General features: G+C 72.9%; 21 protein-coding genes. 16 read left to right on the top strand and 5 right to left on the bottom strand.

Annotation, left to right across the window (positions count from 1 at the left end):
- Positions 1–58: 58 nt before the first annotated feature.
- From ACTMSW_RS23350 to ACTMSW_RS23335, 4 genes are read left to right on the top strand one after another with little or no spacing between them, the layout of a single operon-like run.
- Entirely contained in the window at positions 59–592 is a 534-nt protein-coding gene (locus tag ACTMSW_RS23350) for a UDP-N-acetylglucosamine--LPS N-acetylglucosamine transferase (RefSeq protein WP_441182813.1), read from the top strand.
- A complete protein-coding gene (locus tag ACTMSW_RS23345) occupies positions 589–1,167 on the top strand; it encodes a glycosyltransferase (RefSeq protein ID WP_441182812.1) in 579 nt (192 codons plus the stop codon). Before ACTMSW_RS23350 ends, ACTMSW_RS23345 begins: the two co-directional genes overlap by 4 nt.
- Complete coding sequence (locus tag ACTMSW_RS23340; protein WP_441182811.1) at positions 1,164–2,183, top strand: sulfotransferase; 1,020 nt, start codon at positions 1,164–1,166, stop codon at positions 2,181–2,183. Before ACTMSW_RS23345 ends, ACTMSW_RS23340 begins: the two co-directional genes overlap by 4 nt.
- Complete coding sequence (locus tag ACTMSW_RS23335; RefSeq protein WP_441182810.1) at positions 2,180–3,094, top strand: glycosyltransferase family 2 protein; 915 nt, start codon at positions 2,180–2,182, stop codon at positions 3,092–3,094. Before ACTMSW_RS23340 ends, ACTMSW_RS23335 begins: the two co-directional genes overlap by 4 nt.
- 55 nt (positions 3,095–3,149) lie before the next feature.
- Here ACTMSW_RS23335 and ACTMSW_RS23330 read toward each other — a convergent pair whose 3' ends face one another.
- The gene (locus ACTMSW_RS23330) at positions 3,150–4,439 is read right to left on the bottom strand and encodes a hypothetical protein (RefSeq protein WP_441182809.1); all 1,290 of its coding nucleotides are present in this window, start codon (positions 4,437–4,439) and stop codon (positions 3,150–3,152) included.
- Positions 4,440–4,536: 97 nt separating this feature from the next.
- Positions 4,537–5,406: a 3'(2'),5'-bisphosphate nucleotidase CysQ gene (locus ACTMSW_RS23325; protein ID WP_441182808.1), complete on the bottom strand. Its 870-nt coding sequence runs from the start codon at positions 5,404–5,406 to the stop codon at positions 4,537–4,539.
- A 241-nt stretch (positions 5,407–5,647) separates the two neighbouring features.
- On the opposite strand from ACTMSW_RS23325, the gene ACTMSW_RS23320 reads away from it, so the two are divergent.
- The 3 genes from ACTMSW_RS23320 to corA all read left to right on the top strand — a co-directional run bounded on the left by ACTMSW_RS23320 (position 5,648) and on the right by corA (position 8,803).
- Positions 5,648–6,106, top strand: a complete 459-nt coding sequence (locus ACTMSW_RS23320) for an ester cyclase (protein ID WP_441182807.1) — start codon at positions 5,648–5,650, stop codon at positions 6,104–6,106.
- A gap of 61 nt (positions 6,107–6,167) precedes the next feature.
- Positions 6,168–7,307: a PLP-dependent aminotransferase family protein gene (locus tag ACTMSW_RS23315; protein ID WP_441182954.1), complete on the top strand. Its 1,140-nt coding sequence runs from the start codon at positions 6,168–6,170 to the stop codon at positions 7,305–7,307.
- Positions 7,308–7,657: 350 nt separating this feature from the next.
- A complete protein-coding gene (corA, locus tag ACTMSW_RS23310) occupies positions 7,658–8,803 on the top strand; it encodes a magnesium/cobalt transporter CorA (protein ID WP_441182806.1) in 1,146 nt (381 codons plus the stop codon).
- A 201-nt stretch (positions 8,804–9,004) separates the two neighbouring features.
- On the opposite strand, the gene ACTMSW_RS23305 is transcribed toward corA, so the two are convergent.
- A complete protein-coding gene (locus tag ACTMSW_RS23305; protein ID WP_441182805.1) occupies positions 9,005–9,838 on the bottom strand; it encodes a hypothetical protein in 834 nt (277 codons plus the stop codon).
- 84 nt (positions 9,839–9,922) lie between these two features.
- Between ACTMSW_RS23305 and ACTMSW_RS23300 the strand changes: the two genes are divergently transcribed.
- Together ACTMSW_RS23300 and ACTMSW_RS23295 are read left to right on the top strand one after the other, a co-directional pair.
- The gene (locus ACTMSW_RS23300; RefSeq protein ID WP_357031955.1) at positions 9,923–10,453 is read left to right on the top strand and encodes a peptidylprolyl isomerase; all 531 of its coding nucleotides are present in this window, start codon (positions 9,923–9,925) and stop codon (positions 10,451–10,453) included.
- A gap of 57 nt (positions 10,454–10,510) precedes the next feature.
- Positions 10,511–11,428 (top strand): rhomboid family intramembrane serine protease, encoded by a 918-nt coding sequence (locus tag ACTMSW_RS23295; protein WP_441182804.1) that lies wholly within the window; start codon positions 10,511–10,513, stop codon positions 11,426–11,428.
- Positions 11,429–11,470: 42 nt separating this feature from the next.
- On the opposite strand, the gene ACTMSW_RS23290 is transcribed toward ACTMSW_RS23295, so the two are convergent.
- On the bottom strand, positions 11,471–11,899 hold the full coding sequence (locus ACTMSW_RS23290; protein ID WP_441182803.1) for a PH domain-containing protein: 429 nt from the start codon (positions 11,897–11,899) through the stop codon (positions 11,471–11,473).
- An 82-nt stretch (positions 11,900–11,981) separates the two neighbouring features.
- Here ACTMSW_RS23290 and ACTMSW_RS23285 point away from each other — a divergent pair, with 82 nt between their 5' ends.
- The 6 genes from ACTMSW_RS23285 to ACTMSW_RS23260 all read left to right on the top strand — a co-directional run bounded on the left by ACTMSW_RS23285 (position 11,982) and on the right by ACTMSW_RS23260 (position 17,716).
- Complete coding sequence (locus ACTMSW_RS23285; RefSeq protein WP_441182802.1) at positions 11,982–13,154, top strand: thiolase family protein; 1,173 nt, start codon at positions 11,982–11,984, stop codon at positions 13,152–13,154.
- Positions 13,155–13,209: 55 nt separating this feature from the next.
- Entirely contained in the window at positions 13,210–14,205 is a 996-nt protein-coding gene (locus ACTMSW_RS23280; protein WP_441182801.1) for a phosphotransferase, read from the top strand.
- A 114-nt stretch (positions 14,206–14,319) separates the two neighbouring features.
- A complete protein-coding gene (locus ACTMSW_RS23275) occupies positions 14,320–14,832 on the top strand; it encodes a hypothetical protein (protein ID WP_441182800.1) in 513 nt (170 codons plus the stop codon).
- A 69-nt stretch (positions 14,833–14,901) separates the two neighbouring features.
- The gene (locus ACTMSW_RS23270) at positions 14,902–15,594 is read left to right on the top strand and encodes a response regulator transcription factor (protein ID WP_441182799.1); all 693 of its coding nucleotides are present in this window, start codon (positions 14,902–14,904) and stop codon (positions 15,592–15,594) included.
- Complete coding sequence (locus tag ACTMSW_RS23265) at positions 15,587–17,068, top strand: sensor histidine kinase (protein WP_441182798.1); 1,482 nt, start codon at positions 15,587–15,589, stop codon at positions 17,066–17,068. Before ACTMSW_RS23270 ends, ACTMSW_RS23265 begins: the two co-directional genes overlap by 8 nt.
- A gap of 60 nt (positions 17,069–17,128) precedes the next feature.
- Entirely contained in the window at positions 17,129–17,716 is a 588-nt protein-coding gene (locus ACTMSW_RS23260) for a hypothetical protein (protein ID WP_441182797.1), read from the top strand.
- Between the two features lie 72 nt (positions 17,717–17,788).
- Here the strand turns inward: ACTMSW_RS23260 and ACTMSW_RS23255 are convergent, their stop codons facing one another.
- The gene (locus ACTMSW_RS23255) at positions 17,789–19,384 is read right to left on the bottom strand and encodes a ricin-type beta-trefoil lectin domain protein (protein ID WP_441182796.1); all 1,596 of its coding nucleotides are present in this window, start codon (positions 19,382–19,384) and stop codon (positions 17,789–17,791) included.
- A 244-nt stretch (positions 19,385–19,628) separates the two neighbouring features.
- Between ACTMSW_RS23255 and ACTMSW_RS23250 the strand changes: the two genes are divergently transcribed.
- Positions 19,629–20,336 carry a glycosyltransferase family 2 protein gene (locus ACTMSW_RS23250; RefSeq protein ID WP_441182795.1) on the top strand — a complete coding sequence of 236 codons (708 nt, stop codon included), beginning with the start codon at positions 19,629–19,631 and terminating at the stop codon, positions 20,334–20,336.
- Positions 20,337–20,350: the final 14 nt, after the last annotated feature.

Below are 20,350 nucleotides of genomic sequence, written 5' to 3'. Positions count from 1 at the left end.
CGGGCCGGAGCCCGTCCAACGGCCCCTTCATTTGTCCACCCCGCGCCGCTAGGTTGTCATGGCGCGTCCGAGGGACATTCACGAAATCGTGGCGCGGGTCGGAACGGGAGGGACGTTAGTGAGCGGGTCAACCGAGGACTCGGGTCAGATCCTGCTGGTCGGATCCAGTGGCGGGCACCTCGCCCAGCTCGTGGCTCTCGAACCCTGGTACCGGGACCGGAGCCGGGCGTGGGTCACCTTCGACACGCCGGACGCCCGTTCGCTGCTCCCCGGCGAGGAGGTGGTCTGGGCCCACCATCCGACCACCCGCAACGTGGGGAATCTCATCCGCAACGCCTTCCTCGCGCTCAAGGTGATGCGCCGGCGCCGGGTCGACGCCGTGATCACCACCGGCGCCGGGGTCGCCCTGCCGTTCGTGGTCGCGGCCCGACTGCGCGGCGTGCCGACCGTCTACATCGAGGTGTACGACCGGATCGACAGCGCGACCCTGACCGCCCGGCTCTGTCGTCCCTTCCTCTCGGCGATGCTCGTCCAGTGGGAGGAGCAGCGCCGGATGTACCCGGAGGCCACCGTCGTGGGGAACCTGCTGTGACCGCGTTCATCCCCCGACAGCGCGACGGGGGCGACCGCGCACCGTTCGTGCTGGTCGTGGTCGGCACCGACGTGCACCGGTTCGACCGGCTGGTGGACTGGCTGGAGCGGTGGCACGCCGGCCGCCCGTCGGTCCGCGTCGTCCTCCAGTACGGCCACAGCCGTCCCCCACGGCTGCCCGGCGCCACCCCGTTCCTCGGTCACGAGGAACTCCAGCGCGCCATGGCCGAGGCCACGCTGGTGGTCAGCCACGGCGGCCCGGCCACCATCACCGAGGCCCGGCGCACCGGCCACCTGCCGATCGTGGTGCCCCGGGACCCGGGCCACGACGAGCACGTCGACAACCACCAGCAGCTCTTCGCCCGGCGGCTCGGCACCGCCGGGCTGGTCCGGCTCTGCTGGTCCGAGGCCGAGCTGGTCGCCGCCCTCGACGAGGGCCTGGCCGACCCGTCCCGCTTCACCCTCGCCAACTCCGACGGGCCCGACCCGCGCGCCGAGGCGGTCGCCCGGGTCGGCCGGGTGATCGACGACCTGGTGGCCCGCCGCGTACGTCAGCGGGCCGGGGGACGGCGGTGAGCACGGCCCCGGAGGAGAACCCCCGCGTCCTCTTCGTCGGAGGGCTCGGCCGCAGCGGCTCGACGCTTCTGGAACTCCTGCTCGCGCAGAGTCCGGACGTGTGCGCCGTGGGGGAGGTCGTCCACCTCTGGGAGCGGGCGCTCGGCGCCGACGAGCGGTGCGGCTGCGGCGAGCAGTTCACCGCCTGCCCGTTCTGGCGGCAGGTGGGAGAGCACGCGTTCGGTGGCTGGTCCACCGTGGACCGGGACGAGGTGCTGGCCCTGAAGGACCGGGTCGACCGCACTCGACACATCCCGCGGCTGGCCCGGAACTCGCTCGATGCGGCCCAGCTGGCCGACGTCCGCAGGTACGCCGACCTCTACACCCGCATCTACCGGGCGGCGCTGGCGATCAGCGGGGCACGGGTGGTGGTCGACTCCAGCAAGCACGCCTCCCTCGCCTTCGCGCTGCGCTGGGCGGACGGGCTGGACCTGCGGGTGCTGCACCTGGTCCGGGACAGCCGCGCGGTGGCGTACTCCTGGGGCAAGCAGGTGCGCCGTCCCGAGGTGGTCGACGGCGAGGACTTCATGCCCACCTTCTCGCCGATGGAGGTGAGCAAGCTGTGGACGGCGCAGAACGCCGCGTTCCACCTGCTCGCCACCCGGGCGCAGGTGCTGCGCCTGCGCTACGAGGACTTCACCGCCGACCCGGCCGACGCGCTGCGCCGGCTCCGCCTCTTCGCCGGTCTGCCGGACGATCCGGAGGCGCTGCGCCTGCTCGCCGGCTCCGGCCCGGCGCGCCCGTCGACGCCCGGTGAGCCAGCGCCTTCGCCGCCCGTGCCGTTCCGGGCGCACAGCGTTGCGGGCAACCCGCTGAGATTCAGTGGCGGCCCGTTGACGGTACGACGGGACGAGGCGTGGCGCACCCGCCTGCCCCGTCGCAGCCGGGCTGTGGTCAGCCTGGCCACACTGCCCTTCCGGGTCCGCTACGGCTACCTGGGCCGGCGGCGATCCTCCGATTCCGTGGAGACCTCATGAACGGCCCCAGCATCTCCGTCGTCGTACCGACACGGGACCGTCCGGAGCTGCTGCGCGCGGCGCTCGACGCGATCATCGGTCAGGCGCACCCGGGCCTGATCGAGGCGATCGTGGTCTACGACCGGTCCGAGCCGGACAGCTCGCTGGAGATGGACCGGGGCAACCGGCGGATCCGCGTCCTGACCAACACCCGTACGCCGGGGCTCGCCGGGGCCCGCAACACCGGTATCGAGGCGTCCACCGGCGACCTGGTGGCGTTCTGCGACGACGACGACGAGTGGTTGCCGGGAAAGCTCGCCGCCCAGCTCGGCGCGCTCGACCTGCACCCGGACGGCGCTCTGGTGAGCTGCGGCATCCGGGTCAGCTACGACGACCACACCGTGGACCGCTCGCTGGACCGGTCCCGGGTGTCGCTGGAGGCGCTGCTCCGCGACCGGCTCACCGAGCTGCACCCGTCCACGTTCCTGATCCGTCGGGAGGCGCTGGTCGACGCGATCGGCCTGGTCGACGAGCAGATCCCGGGCAGCTACGCGGAGGACTACGAGTTCCTGCTCCGGGCCGCCCGGTACGCCCCGCTGGTCAACCTGGAGGCGCCGTACGTGCTGGTCCGCTGGCACAAGCGGTCGTACTTCGCGCAGCGCTGGGAGACGATCTCCACCGCGTTGCAGTGGCTGCTGCGCCGCTACCCCGAGTTCGCCACCGTCCCGCACGGTGAGGCCCGGGTGGCCGGTCAGATCGCCTTCGCCCAGGCCGCGATGGGCAACCGGCGCGACGCGCTCCGGTGGGCCCGCCGTACCCTGGCGCGCAATCCGCGCGAGCCGCGGGCCTACCTGGCCCTGGCGGTGGCGAGCCGGGCGGTGCAGGCCGACCGGGTGCTGCGCACGCTGCACAAGCGCGGCCGGGGCATCTGAGCCGTACGCGACGGGCGGGCGACCGGTCCGGTCGCCCGCCCGTGCCGTGCGGTGGTCAGGCCCCGTTGAAGGACCGCCACGCCAGGATGCTCGGCTGGTCCGTCAGGCGGAAGTCGCCCTGGTGGACGACCTGGTTGTAGTACGCCACGAACTCCGGCCGCTGCCCGTTGAGGTAGCCGGTCATCGAGCGGATCCAGGCGGCCCGTCCGGCACCGGAGTCCCCGGGAACCAGGTCGCTGCCGGTCTCGGCGAGGCCCCACGGCTTACCCAGGGCGCGGGACTTGTCGATCATCCGGCCGTAGATCTCCTGCGGTGGCGCGTACCGCTTCCATTTCGCGCCCCAGTTGTAGCAGTCCCAGCCGAGCGTCTCGATGACGTCGCCGCCGGGGTAGAAGGCGTCGAAGCTGCGACCGGACTTCGGGTCGAGCGTCCAGCACATGAGGATGAGCGTGTTGACCAGCTTCGGGTTGCCCGCGCGGTCGGCCAGGCCGGCCACCCGCTTCCAGGCCGTCCGGTACGCCTCGGGGGTGAACGCGCCGCGCTCGACGTCGTCCTCGGGCTCGTGGAAGTACGACCAGTAGACGTTGTGCTCGCGAGGGATGGAGGCGAACCAGGAGGCGAGCCGCGAGTCGTGCCTGCCGGAGTTGATCTCCTGGGGCGAGGCCTTGAAGGAGACCACCACGGTCCTGTCCACGACGTCGCTCCGACTGCCGTCCCAGGCCGGCGGCAGGCCGGGGTAGAACACGCGGGCCATCCGCAGCCGGCCGAAGGTACGGTCCGAGCGTTGCAGAGCCTGGTTGAACGTCTCTCCCGTCTGGACGCCGATCGACGCACCGGGCAGCGTCAGCCGTGCACCGTTGAAGCCGGGAGCCGATCCCGGTGAGGTCGACGGCTGAGCGGACGGCGAGCCGCCGATGCCCTGGGCCGCGCTCGGGGTGGCGCTGGGCAGACCGCCGGACGGGGTGGGCGCTACCGGGGAGGGCGCGGCGGACTGTGTTGCCGGGCCCGCCTGCGGCACCTCGCCGGCCGGTGGGGTGGGGTCGGGCCGCAGTGCGGCCACGGCGACCCCGGTGCTGGCCAGGGCGAGGGTGACCGCCGCCGCGACGGCCAGTCGCCAGCGGCGCCCGGACGGCGCGGCGGGGGACGGGGCCAGGTCGGGGCCGGTGGGTGGTCCGACCGTCGGCCCGTCGGCCCACGGGCCTCCCGGCGGTTCGGCCGGGGTCGCGGCCCACGGATCGTCGACGACGTCGCCGATCGCCCCGCCCCGGTGATCGGGGATGTCCTGACCCGGCCAGGGGCCGGTCGGCCCCACGGCGGCGTCGTACTGGTCTCGCTCGGCCGGCATGACCCTCCCTGGCTGGCGGTGGCCCATCTCGGGCGTAGGTCGGTGCGTTCGCCCGGACACTATGCCCTGACCTCGTCCTCTGTGCCTACTGCGACACTCAGCCGAACGCCGGACCGGTGCCGGCCGGAGCGGGCATCTCGACGCCGGTCCGGGCGATCGCGTCGAGCAGCCGGTCGGCCAGTTCCGGACGGCACACCAGCAGGTCCGGCAGGCGTGGATCGGAACGGTTGTAGCGCAGCGGCGAGCCGTCCACGCGTGAGGCGTGCATCCCGGCGCCCAGGGCCACCGCGACCGGGGCCGCGCTGTCCCACTCGTACTGGCCGCCCGCGTGGACGTACGCGTCGACCTCGCCGGTGACCACCGCGCACACCTTGACCCCGGCGGACCCCATCGGGACCGCTCGGGCGCCGAGCAGCTCGACGAGCTCACCGACGAAGACCGGCGGGCGGCTGCGGCTCACCGCGATGCGGATCGGCCCGTCGACCGCCGCCGGAGCCGGGTGTCCGGTGCCCAGGACGAGCTGCCGGCCGTCGGCGGTCGACCGTGCCGGCATGCCGACCGCGCCGGCGACCAGCGCGCCGTCCGGTCCGGCCGAGCGCTGCCAGAGGGCGACGTGCACCGCCCAGTCGGTACGTCCGGCCTCGGAGAACTCCCGGGTCCCGTCGAGCGGGTCGATGATCCAGACCCGGTCGGCGTCGAGTCGTGCCGCGCGTTCCCCTGCCGACCAGGCCCGACGCGAGTCGGCCTCCTCCTCGGAGAGCACGGCGTCGTCCGGGCGCCAGCGGGCCAGGGCGGTGGTCATCAGCTCGTGCGAGGCCCGGTCGCCCGCGGCCTTCAGGGCGGCCGCGTCGGCGAAACCCTGCCGGTCCCGCAGCGCGGTCAGAGCCGTGCCGGCCTGCTCGGCCAACCACTCGGCGAATGCCTGGTCGTCGAGTCGTCCGACCTGGTTCTCGGTCACGCGCTTCACCCCTGTCCCGTGTCCCCTGGTTCCTGCGACCCGCAATGATCCAGCGGTCGGCCCTGCCGGCGCCAGCGTCCGGTCAGATGCTGGACAGCCGGCGGAGAGGGCCTGGATCTTCCGGGCGGACCTGGTGGACGTTCGGCCCTGCACATGGCGAACATCGGCTGACCGGACGGGTTGACCGGTGGATCGACGGGTAAGGATCCGGTGCGGGCGCGGACCGACCGTGGCCGCCGGGGAGGTCGTCATGCGCGCAGCGGATCGGCTGGTCGAGCAGCAGTACGCAATGCTCCTCCGGCGGGACGTCGCCCGGTTGCCGGAGCTCTACGCGGCGGACGCGTTCTACTCCATGCCGGGGGTCACCGTGCGCCCGATCGAGTTGCCGGCGCTGCTGCGCACGTGGACCGGGGCCTTCCCCGACCTCTACGTCGACCGGACCGGCGCGGTGCAGACCGCCGGCGGGGCGGCGGTCGAGATGCGGCTGACCGGTACCCAGACCGGCGTGCTGCACACGCCCTTCGGCACGGTTTCGCCCACCATGCGAACGGTCAGCTGGGACGTGGCGGACGTGGTGCGGGTCCGCCGAGGGCGGATCACGGCGTGGCGGTCCTACTTCGACTGGGGGCAGTTGCTGGCCGCTCTCGGCCTGCACGTGGACGGGCTTTCCCGGGAATCGCAGCACGACCCGCTCGGCCTTCCGGTCTGATCTGCCGGCGACCGGGCGGCCCGGGTCACCCGACCCGGTGGCTCAGGATGCGGACATCGCCGTGCCGACCGCGCGCACCCCACCGGCTTCCGTACGCTTCGAAGCCATGACCGCCGAGCAGCTGATCTCCTTCGCCCGTGGGGCTCCCTCGCTGGACATCGTCGATGTCGAGGGGCTCAAGGCCGCCGCCGTCCGCGCGTTCGACGCCGATCCCGCCGGGGTGACCGCGTACGGCACCTCCGTCGGCTACCTTCCGCTGCGGACGTGGATCGCCGATAAGCACGGGGTCGAGGCCGACCAGGTGCTGATCACCAACGGCTCGTTGCAGGCCGACGCGTTCCTGTTCGACCACCTGGTCCGCCCCGGCGACGCGGTCGTGGTGGAGCGTCCGACGTACGACCGGACCCTGCTCAACCTTCAGCGGATGGGCAGCGAGCTGCACGGCATCTCGATCCAGCCGGACGGGCTCGACACCGCCGAGCTGCGCAAGCTGCTGGAGTCCGGGGCGCGGCCCCGGCTGGCGCACATCATCCCGAACTACCAGAACCCGGCCGGCGTGACGCTGAGCCTGGAGAAGCGGCGTGAGCTGCTCGACCTCGCCGCCGAGTACGACTTCACGATCTTCGAGGACGACCCGTACGCCGACATCCGGTTCCGGGGCGAGGCGCTGCCGTCGATGCTCTCGATGGACACCCGGAACGTGGTGGTCCACGCCTCCAGCTTCACCAAGACGGTGTGCCCCGGCGTGCGGGTGGGTTACCTGGTCGGCCCGGCCGACCTGATCGCCGACATCGCGAAGAAGGCGACCAGCCTCTACATCTCTCCGGGCATGGTGTCCCAGGCGATCGTGCATCAGTTCTGCGTCTCCGGGGACATCGACCGCTCGATCGAGACGGTCTGCCGGGCGCTCGGCGAGCGGGCCCGGGTGCTCGCCGAGTCGCTGCGCCGGCACATCCCCGAGGCCCGGTTCGTGGAGCCGGACGGCGGCTACTTCCTCTGGGTCGAGCTGCCCGAGGACGTGGACGTCGACAAGCTCGCCCCGGCAGCCGCCGAGCGCGGTGTCGCGGTGGTCAAGGGCAGCGACTTCGTGGTGGACGGCGGGCGCCACGCGCTGCGGCTGGCGTACTCGGCGGTCACCGCCGACCGGATCGACGAGGGTGTCCGCCGGATCGCGGAGGCGATGGCCGCGGTCCGCGGGTGAGATTTCTGTCGGGTTTACGACAGTAGAACGATAAGGGCCGCCCCGGGACTCCCGCCGGGGCGGCCTGCGGCCCACAATGCTGCGAGCGTCACTCACTACCTGTAGCGCATCTCACTCCGGTTCCCGGCCCCCACCGCCCGGTGACGGGTGCGACCGCCCGGCCCGCCGGCGACAGAGTGAAGGACGTGAGCAGCACAACCCCCGCCCCCAAAGGGCGCCGGGTGGGCCGTGTCGTCCCCTCGACCCCCTTACGGCTCGGCCCACCCGGCGCCACCCCCCTTGATCGATCGTCACGCGCGGTGAGCGCCGCGGCGGCGTACCCTGCAACGCGGCGATGCGGAGGGGGCGTGATGGCGGACCGGGTGGAGCAGGAACGGACGGCGACGTCGGGTGGCGGTCGGGTGCTGAGCCCCCGGGCCTGGGCGGCGCCGGTGCGCGCGATGACCCGGCGGCTGAACGCCGACGGCTCCCAGCGCAGTCCCGAACCGGCCGGGCCCCGGCGGGCCGCCGTGGTCGACTGCGCGCTGTACGTCGACGGTCGGCGGCAGCCCGGCGACTGGCACTACGCCGAGGCGCTGGCCGCGGCCCGGCGGGACGACGGCTTCGTCTGGCTGGGCCTGCACGAGCCGGAGCTGGACGAGATGTCCGCCATCGCCGCCACCTACGGGCTGCATGAACTGGCCGTGGAGGACGCCGTCAAGGCCGAGCAGCGGCCCAAGCTGGAGCAGTTCGGCGAGGTCAGCTTCCTCGTCCTCCGGACCGCCCGTTACTGCGAACACACCGAGCTGACCGAGACCTCCGAGGTGGTCGAGACCGGTCAGGTGATGCTCTTCATCGGGCCGAACTTCCTCATCAGCGTCCGGCACGGGGACGCCTGCCGGCTCGCGTCGGTCCGGGCCGACCTGGAGGCGAAGCCGGAGCTGCTGCTGCGCGGGCCGTGGTCGGTGGCGTACGCGGTCACCGACCGGATCGTCGACCTCTACCTGGAGGTCGCCGATCAGCTCGAGGACGACCTGGACGACCTGGAGGTCGAGGTGTTCGACCGGCAGAGCAGTGGCCGGATTCAGCGGATCTACCAGATGAAGCGTGAACTGGTGGAGTTCAAGAGGGCGGTCGTGCCGCTGCAACGCCCGCTGCTGACGCTCACCGCGCAGACCAACCGGGACGTGCCGAAGGAGATCCGCCGCTACTTCCGGGACGTGCAGGACCACCTGAGCCGCACCGTCGAACAGGTCAACTCGTACGACGACCTGCTCAACTCGATCCTCCAGGCGCGGCTGGCCCAGGTCACGGTCGACCAGAACAACGACATGCGCAAGATCGCCGCCTGGGCGGCCATCGCCGCGGTCTGGACCGCGATCGCCGGCATCTACGGCATGAACTTCGAGAACATGCCCGAGCTGCAGTGGACGTACGGCTACCCGGGCGTGTTCGCCATCATGCTGACCATCTCACTGGGCCTGTACCGCTGGTTCCGCCGCAACGGCTGGCTGTAACCCCCCGCCCCCGCCCCCGCGCCCCCAACTCCCCCGCGATCTTGCACTTTCGGTCGCCCTTATGCCGGTATTGGCACTCTTTGTCGCGACCAGAAGTGCAAGATCGCGGGAGCAGGGCGGGGGCGCGGGGCAGGGGGCGAGGACGGGGGACGGGGGCGGCGCGGGGATCCCCGCGCCGCCCCCGGTCGGTTGACCGTCGGGTCAGCGACGCCCGTTGGTGCGGGCGGTGTCCTTGCCCATCGCCTTCGTGAGGTCGTCGGCCGGACGCCCGGAGACGTCCTTCGCGCCCTGCGCGACCGACGGCACCTTGTCGGTGGCGTGGATCGTGGGCTGCTTGCCGGGGGTGGTGGTGGAGGCACTCGCGCCCCCCGCCACCGCCGAGCTGCCGGCGCCGGTCGGGCCACCGGCGACGCCCGAGGTGCTGGACATGGTGGAGGCGTCGGTCACCGGGGCGTCACCCCGACCGGAGGTACGGACCTCCAGCGTCTCCACCTCCTCGCGCATCGGCTCCAGGGTGCGGGTCGGGTCGTACTCGGCCCACTCCTGCTGCTCCCGGCGCCGGCGCATGGCCATGGCGCCCGCCAGGCCCGCCACCGCACCGGCCGCCAGCAGACCGGTCATCATGGACCCGCCCCGCCGTGACTTCTTCGACTTCGCCTTCATGTTCTTCGCCTTGACCTTCCTGGCCACCGCGGCCTGCTTGGCGGAGGCGGCCTTCCGGCTGGCGACGGCCTTGCCGGCCGCCCCGGCCTGGGCGTTGCGCACCGCGAGGACCACCGGCGCGAGCGCCGCGACCGTCGATGCGAAGCCGCTCGACGCGCGGTCCCGCACCACCACGGCGGTCGGCGCGACCGCACCCCGGGCCGCCTGGACCCGCGGACCGACCGTGGCGCCGGCACCCTTCGCCGCGTACGTGGCGGCCTGCCTCAGGTGACCGATGCCCTGGTTGAGCTCCACCTTCGCGAGCTGCCCCTGGGTCTTGCGCCGCCCGATTCCAAACACGGTCCCACCTCCTGGGAGTTGTTCCTTCGTCATCCTCCACCTTCGGATGCCTCCGCACTGCCAGATCGGGCACATGGGAGGATCCGCATGGAACTGACCAACGAGTGAGGAGTACCCGTGGCCGAGGCTGTCTACGCCACCCTGCACACCAACGCCGGCCCGATCCGGCTGGAGCTCTTCCCGAACCACGCCCCGAAGACCGTCCGCAACTTCGTGGAACTGGCCGAGGGCACCGCTCAGTACACCGACCCGCGCACCGGCCAGCCGGGCAGCGGGCCGTACTACGACGGCACCATCTCGCACCGCGTCATCAGCGGGTTCATGGTCCAGATGGGTGACCCGACCGGCACCGGCCGTGGTGGCCCGGGTTACAAGTTCGGCGACGAGTTCCACCCGGAGCTGCGCTTCGACCGGCCGTACCTGTTGGCGATGGCGAACGCCGGGCCGGGCACCAACGGCTCGCAGTTCTTCATCACCGTGTCGCCGACCCCGCACCTGAACAACCGGCACACGATCTTCGGGCAGGTGGCCGACGAGCAGTCCGCGAAGGTCGTCGACTCGATCGCCAACACCCCGACCGGTCCCAACGACCGGCCGCTGCAGGACGTCGTCATCGAGCGGGTCGAGATCGAGCGCGGGGCCGCCTGAGCCACCGCGAGGTACCTTTGCTCGCATGACTGAGCGCCCGGGTACCTGGAGTCTCCGGTGAGCGAGTCCCCGCCCACGACCGCCCCGGTCTGCTACCGGCACCCCGGCCGGGAGACCTACGTGCGGTGCACGCGGTGTGACCGGCCGATCTGCCCGGACTGCATGCGCGACGCCTCGGTCGGGTTCCAGTGCCCGGAGTGCGTCAACGAGGGACGCCGCAGCGTACGGCCGGCGCGCACCGCCTTCGGTGGCGGTGCCGCCGGCCGACACGGCTACGTGACCAAGGCGTTGATCGCGCTCAACGTGCTGGCGATGCTGCTGTCCATCGCCTCCGACCGGGGTGGCGACGCGGTGGCCGGCGGCACGGGCTTCGGCGGGCTCCTCGGTGGCGGCACCCCCGTGACGAACTGGGGCGCGGTGCTCGGCTACGCGATCCTGCCGGACGGCACGATCGGCGGCGTCGCGGACGGCCAGTGGTACCGCCTCGTCACCGCGATGTTCCTGCACTACGGGGTGCTGCACCTGCTGCTGAACATGTGGGGGCTCTGGCTGCTCGGCCGGGCGCTGGAGGCCCAGCTCGGGCCGCTGCGTTTCGCCGCGCTCTACCTCGTGTCCGGCGTGGGCGGGAACGTCGCCGCGTACGTCTTCACGGAGCAGAACCGGCCCACCGCCGGCGCGTCGACGGCCATCTTCGGCCTGTTCGCCGCCGTGATCGTCATCGAGCGGCGGATGGGGCGGGACATCTCGCAGTTCCTGCCGGTCCTGGTGATCAACCTGGTCTTCACGCTCACCGTGCCCGGCATCTCGATCCCGGGTCACCTCGGTGGCCTGGTCGTCGGCGGGTTGATGGCGCTCGTCCTCGCGTACGCCCCGCGGTCGCGACGGACGTTGGTGCAGGTCGCCGGCGGGACGGTGATCGTGGTGGCGCTGCTCGGCCTGGCGTTGGTCCGCACCGCCGTGATCCTCGGCGGCTGACCCGACGGCCGAGGCGGTGCCCGCCGGGTGGCGGCAGCCCCGTCAGGCCGGGCGGGCCTCGTGCAGCGCCTCGGCCACCTCGACCGGATCGGCGCCGAGGTCGTTGCGACCGAAGATGTGCAGGGACTCCCCGGCGTCGATCTCCAGCACCGGCCCGGCGAGCCCGCGCCGGTTGCGGCGGTCCACGGTGACGGCCTCGACGGCGGCCCAGGGCACGTGGCGGCGGCCCGCGAAGCCCCGGACCACGGTGATCCCCTCCGGGTCGACCGCCAGCCGGACGGGAGCGAGCACGTCCCGCGCCGCCCAGCCGAGCAGGACGGCGGCGGCCAGGGCGGCCAGCACCAGTTGCACGACGTCGCCGTCGGCGAACAGCAGGGCGATCGCGACCAGGACGAGCGCGCCGGCCGCCTTCGCCGCGGGGAGGACCGGAGGCACCCGCCACTGTCGGGCCGGGGGCTCGATGGGATGCATCCGTCCAGCATGCCAGCGGGTGCGGACGACCGGCCGCCGAGGACGTACGATCGAAGCCAGCCGAGGTTACCGGGGAGTAGTCATGAGTGACGCAGTCATCGTCGGCGCGGTACGCACCCCGGTGGGGCGCCGGAAGGGCAGCCTGGCCGGTGTGCACCCGGTCGACCTGTCGGCGCACGTGCTGCGTGCCCTCGCCGAACGCACCGGCATCGACCCCGCCCTCGTCGACGACGTGCTGTGGGGCTGCGTCTCCCAGGTCGGTGAGCAGTCGTGGAACATCGCCCGCAACGGCGTACTCGCCGCCGGGTGGCCGGAGTCGGTGCCCGGGACCACCATCGACCGGCAGTGCGGGTCCAGCCAGCAGGCGCTGCACTTCGCCGCCGCGGCCGTCGTCTCCGGCCAGGCGGAGCTGGTGGTGGCCGGTGGCGTCGAGTCGATGACCCGGGTGCCGATGGGCTCCAGCGTGGCCGGTGGGCTGCCGTTCAGCGAGGCGATCCTGGAGCGCTACCGGGGCGTCGAGGGCGTCGTCCAGGGCAGCCCGCTGCCCTTCAACCAGGGTGTCGGCGCCGAGCTGATCGCCGAGCGGTGGCGCTTCTCCCGGACCCAGCTCGACGAGTTCGCCCTGGCCAGCCACGAGAAGGCGGCTGCCGCGCAGGACGCCGGCGCTTTCGAGGAGGAGCTGGCGCCGGTCGCCCTGGCCGACGGCGGGAAGTTCGCCGCCGACGAGGGCATCCGGCGGAACACCTCCCTGGAGAAGCTGGGCGAGCTGCCCACGCCGTTCCGCCCGGACGGTGTGGTGACCGCCGGCTCGGCCTCGCAGATCTCCGACGGCGCGGCGGCCCTCGCCGTCACCACCAGCGAGTGGGCCAGCCGTCACGGCCTGCGCCCGCTGGCCCGCATCCACACCGCCGTCGTCGCCGCCGACGACCCGGTCACCATGCTCACCGCGCCGATCCCGGCCACCGCGAAGGCGCTGCGCCGCGCGGGGCTGGGCATCGAGGAGATCGGGGTGTACGAGGTGAACGAGGCCTTCGCCCCGGTGCCGCTCGCCTGGCTGGCGGAGACCGAGGCGGACCCGGAGCGGCTCAACCCGCGCGGCGGCGCGATCGCCCTCGGTCACCCGCTCGGCGGGTCCGGTGCCCGCATCATGACCACGATGCTCGGCCACATGCGCGACAACGGCATCCGCTACGGCCTCCAGACCATGTGCGAGGGCGGCGGCATGGCCAACGCCACCATCGTCGAACTCCTCTGACGCGCGGCGGAAATCGGCTCGCCCGCCCTTCGGGGTGCGGGCTACGGTCCCCGGCGTGGATGGCGACGTCGTGGGTGCGCAGTGGGACGGGCCGGGGTGGCGGGAGGCCGCGCGGGGCTGGGTGACCGACCAGCTCGGCCGGCACGGCCGGCGCCTCACCGGTCCGGTGGAGGAGCGCGTGCGCCCCTGGTCGCTGGTGTGGCGCGTGCCCACCGACGTCGGGGACGCCTGGTTCAAGGCCAACAACGACGGCACCCGGTACGAGGCGGGCCTGCTCGCCGCGCTCGCCCGGCTGACGCCCGGCCGGGTGCCGGATCCGCTCGCGGTGGACGCCGGGCGGGGCTGGTCACTGCTGCCCGACGGCGGTGAGACGCTCCGGGACGTGCTGGGCCGGCACCGCGACCCGAGCCGGTGGGAGCAGGTCCTTCCCGAGTACGCCGACCTTCAGCGCGTCGTCGCCCCGCACTCCGACGAACTCCTCGCCCTCGGGCTGCCGGACCACCGGCCGAATCTGCTGCCGGAGCTGTTCGAGGCGCTGCTCGACGACGACGAGTCCCTGATGGTCGGCCGGGAGGGTGGGCTCACACCCGAGACGTACGCCTGGTTGCGCGGCCGTGTCGGCCGGTACGCGGAGGACTGCCGGCGGCTGGCCGACCTGGGCGTCGCGCCCAGCGTGCAGCACGACGACCTGCACGACGGCAACGTCTTCGCCGGCCCGTCCGGTCACCGCTTCTTCGACTGGGGCGACGCCTCCCTCGCCCACCCGTTCGGCACCCTGCTGGTGACGCTGCGGTCGGTCGCGCACACCTTCGATCTGCCCCACGGCGATCCGGTGCTGGTCCGGCTGCGCGACGCGTACCTGGAGGCGTGGACGGACCGGTACGACCGGGCGACCCTGCGGGAGGCGGCCGCCCTGGCGACGACGGTGACCGTGGTCAGCCGTTCGCTGTCCTGGCGGCGTGCCCTGCGGACCACCGATCCGGCCCGCGCCGAGTACGCCGCCGCCGTCCCCGGCTGGCTGGAGGAGCTGGGAGAGCCGGCGCCGCTCTGACCGGGCGGCGGCACCGGGGCCCGATGTCGGACAGCCGGTGCGACTCCGGCCGTGGAACTTCCAAATGTTCGGAGTGACCCACATCACCCCAGGTCACCGCTCGTTGGGCCAGTCATGGACGTCTTCTCCCGAACGTTCCTCCCGGCCGCCACCGAAGCCGGCCTCGCGGTGCAGACCGCCACCCGACACATGCCGGTCTTCCGTCGCTGCGTCGGCTCCGGCGACGCGACCATCCTGGTCACCCGGTGCAGCCGCCCCGACCGTCCGGCCTCCGGCGAGTACCTGCTGCTCCTCACCCACCGCCGGCTCGTCGTCACCCAGCAGACCCGGGTGCTGCACCGGCTGCGCCTGCACCTCAACACCGAGCTGCGCGAGCTGAGCAACGTCACGTGGAGCCCGGACCCGCGCCTGCAGGCGGTCGAGCTGGCCGCCACGGCCATCGACGGCATCCGTGAGCGGTTCGTCGTCCGGACCCGGCACCCGAAGCAGGTGTGGCAGCTCGACGCCCTGCTCAACCACGCCTTCCGCACCCGCCTGCGTACGTCGCGGGAGCGCCTGGTCAAGACCATCGGCGACCTGCCGGCCGCCGCGCGGCCCGCGCCGCTGCGCCCCGCCGCGCTCCGCTGACCCGTTTCTTACCGAACCCGAACACTCACCTGACGTCCGACCCACCCCCGGGTCGGCCATCATGGGCCGGTGACCGCCGACGCCCCGACCCGCGGCCTCGTCCTCGTGGTCGAGGACGAGCCGGCCATCGCCGACCTGGTCAAGCTCTACCTGACCCGGGACGGTTTCGGCGTACACCTGGAGCGGGACGGCACCGGCGGCTTGGCCGCCGCGCGGCGGCTGCGCCCGGTGGCCTGCGTCCTGGACATCGCCCTGCCCGGCATGGCCGGCACGGAGATCTGCCGTCGGCTGCGCGAGGCGGGCGACTGGACGCCGGTCATCTTCCTCACCGCGCGCGACGACGAGGTCGACCGGATCGTCGGCCTGGAACTCGGTGCCGACGACTACGTCACCAAGCCGTTCAGCCCCCGCGAACTGGTCGCGCGGGTGCGGGCGGTGCTGCGCCGCACGGCCGGCCCGCCGGAGGGCGCCGAACGGCCCCGGGTCGTCGGCGCGGTCACGCTGGACCCGGCGAAGCGGACGGTGACCGCCGCCGGCGCCCCGGTCCAGCTCACCTCCACCGAGTTCGACCTGCTCGCCCACCTGATGGCCCGCCCCGGCCGGGTCTACACGCGCGAGGAACTGCTGGCCGCCGTGTGGGGGTACGCGGCACACGCCGGTACCCGCACGGTCGACGTCCACGTGGCGCAGGTCCGCGCGAAGCTGGGCCCGGCCGGCGTGATCCGCACCCACCGGGGCGTCGGGTACGCCGCCGATGGCTGAGCATCCCGCTCCCGCCGCGCCGACCCGGCCGGAGCAGCCCACCGTCGCGCTCCCGGTGATCGGCCGGCGGCCGGCGCCGCCGACCCGAGGCGTCGGACCCGTGCGTACGCTGACCGCCCGCGCGGTGCTCGTCACCTGCGCCGTCGCGCTGGTGTCGGTGCTGGTCACCGCCCTCGTCGCGGTGCCCCTGGCGGTGCGCGAGGTCGAGCGCCGCGACGCGCAGGCGCTGGCCGCCCAGGCCCGGCTCGCCACCGAGGTGCTGCGGTCGCGGCTCGACACGACCCGCACCCTGGACGAGGAACGGCTCCTGCGCCAGCTGCGCGCCCAGGGCCTCGGCGCCTACCTGATCCGGGACGGGAGACCGGACCGGGCCGGCCTGCCGCCCCGCGTGGTGCAGCGGATCGCGGAGGGGCGCAACGTGTCGGTCCGCCGGCCGCTGGACGGCCGCCGCACCCTGATCGAGGGGCGAGCCCTGCCGGGCGGCGACGGGCTGGTGCTCACCCGGACGCTCGCCACCGGCCTGTGGCGGCAGGTGCTCCTCAGCCTGTGGCTGCCGCTGCTGGCCGGGCTCGCCGCCGGGGTCGTGGCCGGCCTGCTGCTCGCCCGCCGGCTGGCCCGGCCGATCCGGGTCGCGGCGACCGCCGCCGCCCGGCTACGCGCCGGGGACCGGGCGGTACGCGTACCGGTGGAACCGCCGGACGAGGTGGCCGACCTGGCGAACGCGCTGAACGGGCTCGCGGCGGCGCTGGAGACCAGCGAGGGACGGCAACGGGAGTTCCTGCTGTCCGTGTCGCACGAGCTGCGCACTCCGTTGACCGCCGTCCGGGGATACGCGGAGGCGCTCGCCGACGGCGTGATCGGTGCCGACGACGTTCCCGCCACCGGTCGGACGATGCTCGCCGAGGCGGAACACCTGGACCGCCTGGTCAGCGACCTGCTGGCACTCGCCCGTCTGGAGGCCGCCGACTTCCCGCTGGAGCCGGTGCCGGTGGACCTGGCCCGGTTGGCCGCCGACGCGGAACGGACCTGGGCCGGCCGGTGCCGCGCCGTCGGGGTGCCGTTCCGCGTGGAGGTCCCGGACCGGCCGGTGCCCGCGTACACCGACCCGGGCCGGATCCGGCAGGTGCTGGACGGGCTGCTGGAGAACGCGCTGCGGGTCGTACCCCCGGGGGCGCCGATCGTGCTCGCGGTCCGGCCGGCCGGTGTGGACCCGGCAGCCGGCGGTGTCGTAGAGGTCCGCGACGGCGGACCCGGCTTCACCGACGACGACCTGGCGGTGGCGTTCGAGCGCGGTGCGCTGCACCAGCGGTACCGGGGGGTCCGCAAGGTGGGCAGCGGTCTGGGGTTGGCGCTCGCGTCCGGCCTGGTCAGGCGGCTGGGCGGGGAGATCACCGCCGGGCACGCTCCGGAGGGCGGCGCGGCGTTCACCGTCCGGCTGCCGCCGGATCCTTACCCGACCCGAACATCGGCCTGACGCTGCACTCGTCGGCCGGCGGCAGTCTGGTGCCACACGGGAGCGACGAGAGGAAGAGCCATGGCACGTTGGGGTATCGCCGCCACCACACTGCTCGCGGCGGTCACGCTGGGCCTGACCGGCTGCGGCACGGTCGGGGCGGGTGGACGGGCGACGCCGGAGACGGCCGTCGACGTCGCCGCCGCGATGGGCGCCGAGGGCCAGGCCCTCACCGCGATGGGGTTCGACGCCGCCGATCTGGACGTGGTGACCGCCGCCGCGCCCGCGTCGTCCCCGTCGCCCTCGGCGACCGCCGGTCCGGGCCGGGGCGAGCGCGCCGAGGAGGGGCGCAAGCGCCGCCAGGCGCGGGTGCTGCTGCGGAAGAACACCCTGCACGGCGAGGTCGTGGTGCAGACGAAGGACGGCGGTACGAAGACCGTGGCCGTGCAGCGCGGCGAGGTGACCACGATCGACGGTACGACGATGACCGTGCGGTCCACCGACGGCTTCACGATGACCTGGACGTTCGGACCGAAGCTGCGGGTGCTGGAGCGCCGCCGCACCGTCCAGCCCGAGGCGGTCGAGGTCGGCAGCGTCCTCGGCGTCGCGGGCGCGAAGGACGGCGAGAACGGCGTGGCCCGCCTGATCGTCCTCCCACGCGGCAAGTAGTAGTAAGGAAGGGCCCCCCGTTAACGCCTCGCGTTGTACGGGGGGCCCTTCTTGACGCCGTTCGTCCGCCGCTCAGTAGACGCGGGAGCCGATCCAGTCGTCGTGGCCGTAGCCGACCGGGTTCGGGAAGGCGCGGGACTCGAAGGACCACTGCTGGCGACCGCTTGTCGAGCAGGTGGCCAGTCGCAGGCGGGGAGAGCCGAACCACGGATTGTCGAAGGCGAGGCACAGGTTCGTGTTGCCGGCGGCCCGGATCTGGGAGCCGGTCAGCACGAACTTCTGGTTCGCCCCGCCGTGGCAGTCGTAGATGTTGACCGCCGTACCGGAGGTCAACGATCCGCCGGCGACGTCGAGGCAGCGGTCGTGGGACAGCTCGGAGTGCACCGACTGGCGCGTCGGGTCGTACCAGAAGCCCTGGTTGCGGCCCCCGTGGCAGGCGTACGACTGCTGGACCGTGCCGTTGCGCGAGTCGTACCCCCTACCGTCCACGCAGGTGCCGGTGGCCGTGTTGCGCAGCTGCCGGAACTCGAACAGCCCCGGGTAGAGCACGCCGGAGCCGGTGCTGGCCGGGTCGACGCAGGTCGCCCGATCCTGCCCGGAGGCGTAGAACTGGGTGACGCACTGGGCGAACATTCCGTGGCCACGCGCGTTCGGGTGGAACGACTGCCGCGCCGCGTTCTCGTCCCAGATGCCGATCTCGATGTAGAGGCCGCGTACGGAGGTGTTGTCGGTGCACACCTCGTGGCCGTGGAAGAGCCGGCTGGCGTCGAGGTACCGGGTGCCGGTATTGGCCGCCGCCGCCCGCAGCGCCGACTCGAACAGCGGCACCGCCTTGTTCCGGGCGAACGCCGCGTCGGCCAGGTAGAGCAGGCAGCCGCCCGCGTACCAGCCGGGGAAGTTCGGGTTGTCCTCGACGTCCGGGCTGCCCGGGCTCGGGTACGACATCAGCACCAGCTCGTAGTCGGAGCGCAGGTAGCCGGCGCCCGTCATGGTCTGCCGGATGGAGGTGAGCGCCTCCTCCACCGCGCGCCGGCTGCCGTCGGTCCGGATCGTCCACTGGTCGGTGTAGCGCGGGTAGCAGGGGCCCAGGAAGAACACCCGGCTGACGGCGCAGTCGGTGGCGACCGGACCGAACTGGATGGTGCCGTCGCCGTTCGCGCCGACCACCACCCAGATCAGCTTGACGTGCGTGTTGCGGGCCTTGATCGCGAGCTGGTCGCCCTGGTTCAGCTCGTTGTGCTGGGTGGGCCCGCCGGCGATCAGGTTCCAGGGGGTGGCGCCGGAGCAGGCGACGTTGTACTTCTCGTCGGCGGTGATGCCGGTGCGGAACACCGCCTGGTCGTACGAGCGGTCGCACCAGTTGCCGGGCTGGTGGGTGCCGGGGACGTAGTTGCCCACACCCTCTCCGGAGATCTCGCTGTCACCCATGGTGACCAGCGCGGTGCGCCGCTGTTCCAGCGGTCGGACGTCGGGCGCGCCGTAGAGCGCGGTCGCCTCGGCGGCCCGGATCGCCTCGAGGTTCGTCGGGAGTGGCTGGACGGCCGGGCGGTCGGCGGCGGCGGCGGGGGAGGCCGGCCCGGTGAGCATCGGCAGGACGAGAGCGGTGGCGAGGACGGCGGTGAGGGCCCGTCGGATCGTCCGTTCGCGCCTGGCAGGGGTACCAAGCATCGACGCACTCCTTTCGGCTCGATCGTGGGTTTCGATCGAGTTACCGGACGGTAACGCGCGTGTCGATGGATGTGAATACGCTTCAAAAAGCTTGCACACTGAGTGCAGAACCGGGCGATCCCGAAATTCCGCCGATCTCGCCCGTCCGCGGCCGTCTATTCCTGCCTGGCCGATGGGTCCTGTTGCCCTGTGGGAGGGCAAGGTACGCTATGGCGTCCTGTTGTCCGCTACCCGGGGGAATCTCGTGAAGCTCTCGATCCTCATGCCGGTCTACAACGAGGAAGAACGCATCGCGGATGCCTTGAAGCAGGCCCTCGCGGTGGACTACCCGTGCGAGATCGAGCTGCTCATCGTCGACGACGGCAGCCGGGACGGCACCGGCGAGATCCTCGGTCGTGCGGACGACGCCCGCCTGCGGGTCATCACGCACAAGCGCAACGCCGGCAAGGGCGCGGCCATCAAGACCGCGGTGGACAACGCCGAGGGCGACTACATGGTCATCCTCGACGCCGACCTGGAGTACGACCCGCAGGACATCCCGAAGCTGCTCGACCCGGTGCTCGACGGGCGGGCCGAGGTGGTCTACGGCAACCGCACCTTCGGCAGCCACAGCGCCTACAGCTTCTGGTACGTGATGGGCAACAAGGGCGTCACCATGGCGGCGAACGTCCTGTTCAACTCCTACATCAGCGACCTGGAGACCTGCTTCAAGCTGATGCCGGTCGCCCTCTACCGCTCGCTGGACGTCCGCTCCCGCGGCTTCGGCATGGAGGCCGAGGTGACCGGCAAGCTGCTGCGTCGCCGCATCCGGCCGTACGAGGTGCCGATCAGCTACCGCGCCCGGGGCCGCGAAGAGGGCAAGAAGATCACCTGGAAGGACGGGGTCGAGGCGATCTGGATCCTGGGCCGCGAGCGTGCTCGCCGTCGCCCTCGCGTCGCCCCGACCCGCTGACCCTCCCACCCCCG

Source organism: Micromonospora sp. BQ11 (genome assembly GCF_052068135.1).
Lineage (GTDB): Bacteria > Actinomycetota > Actinomycetes > Mycobacteriales > Micromonosporaceae > Micromonospora.
Note: the sequence above shows the minus strand (reverse complement) of the source record. Positions and strands in the feature narration are given on the sequence as shown.

Bases quoted from the DNA above. Each gene is read 5' to 3' on its own strand.
- ACTMSW_RS23275 (WP_441182800.1), top strand. From the start codon at position 14,320: ATGGACGTCTTCTCCCGAACGTTCCTCCCGGCCGCCACCGAAGCCGGC.
- ACTMSW_RS23260 (WP_441182797.1), top strand. From the start codon at position 17,129: ATGGCACGTTGGGGTATCGCCGCCACCACACTGCTCGCGGCGGTCACG.
- ACTMSW_RS23255 (WP_441182796.1), bottom strand. From the start codon at position 19,384: ATGCTTGGTACCCCTGCCAGGCGCGAACGGACGATCCGACGGGCCCTC.
- ACTMSW_RS23335 (WP_441182810.1), top strand. From the start codon at position 2,180: ATGAACGGCCCCAGCATCTCCGTCGTCGTACCGACACGGGACCGTCCG.
- ACTMSW_RS23305 (WP_441182805.1), bottom strand. From the start codon at position 9,838: ATGACGAAGGAACAACTCCCAGGAGGTGGGACCGTGTTTGGAATCGGG.
- ACTMSW_RS23330 (WP_441182809.1), bottom strand. From the start codon at position 4,439: ATGCCGGCCGAGCGAGACCAGTACGACGCCGCCGTGGGGCCGACCGGC.
- ACTMSW_RS23290 (WP_441182803.1), bottom strand. From the start codon at position 11,899: ATGCATCCCATCGAGCCCCCGGCCCGACAGTGGCGGGTGCCTCCGGTC.
- ACTMSW_RS23265 (WP_441182798.1), top strand. From the start codon at position 15,587: ATGGCTGAGCATCCCGCTCCCGCCGCGCCGACCCGGCCGGAGCAGCCC.
- ACTMSW_RS23350 (WP_441182813.1), top strand. From the start codon at position 59: ATGGCGCGTCCGAGGGACATTCACGAAATCGTGGCGCGGGTCGGAACG.
- corA (WP_441182806.1), top strand. From the start codon at position 7,658: ATGGCGGACCGGGTGGAGCAGGAACGGACGGCGACGTCGGGTGGCGGT.
- ACTMSW_RS23285 (WP_441182802.1), top strand. From the start codon at position 11,982: ATGAGTGACGCAGTCATCGTCGGCGCGGTACGCACCCCGGTGGGGCGC.
- ACTMSW_RS23320 (WP_441182807.1), top strand. From the start codon at position 5,648: ATGCGCGCAGCGGATCGGCTGGTCGAGCAGCAGTACGCAATGCTCCTC.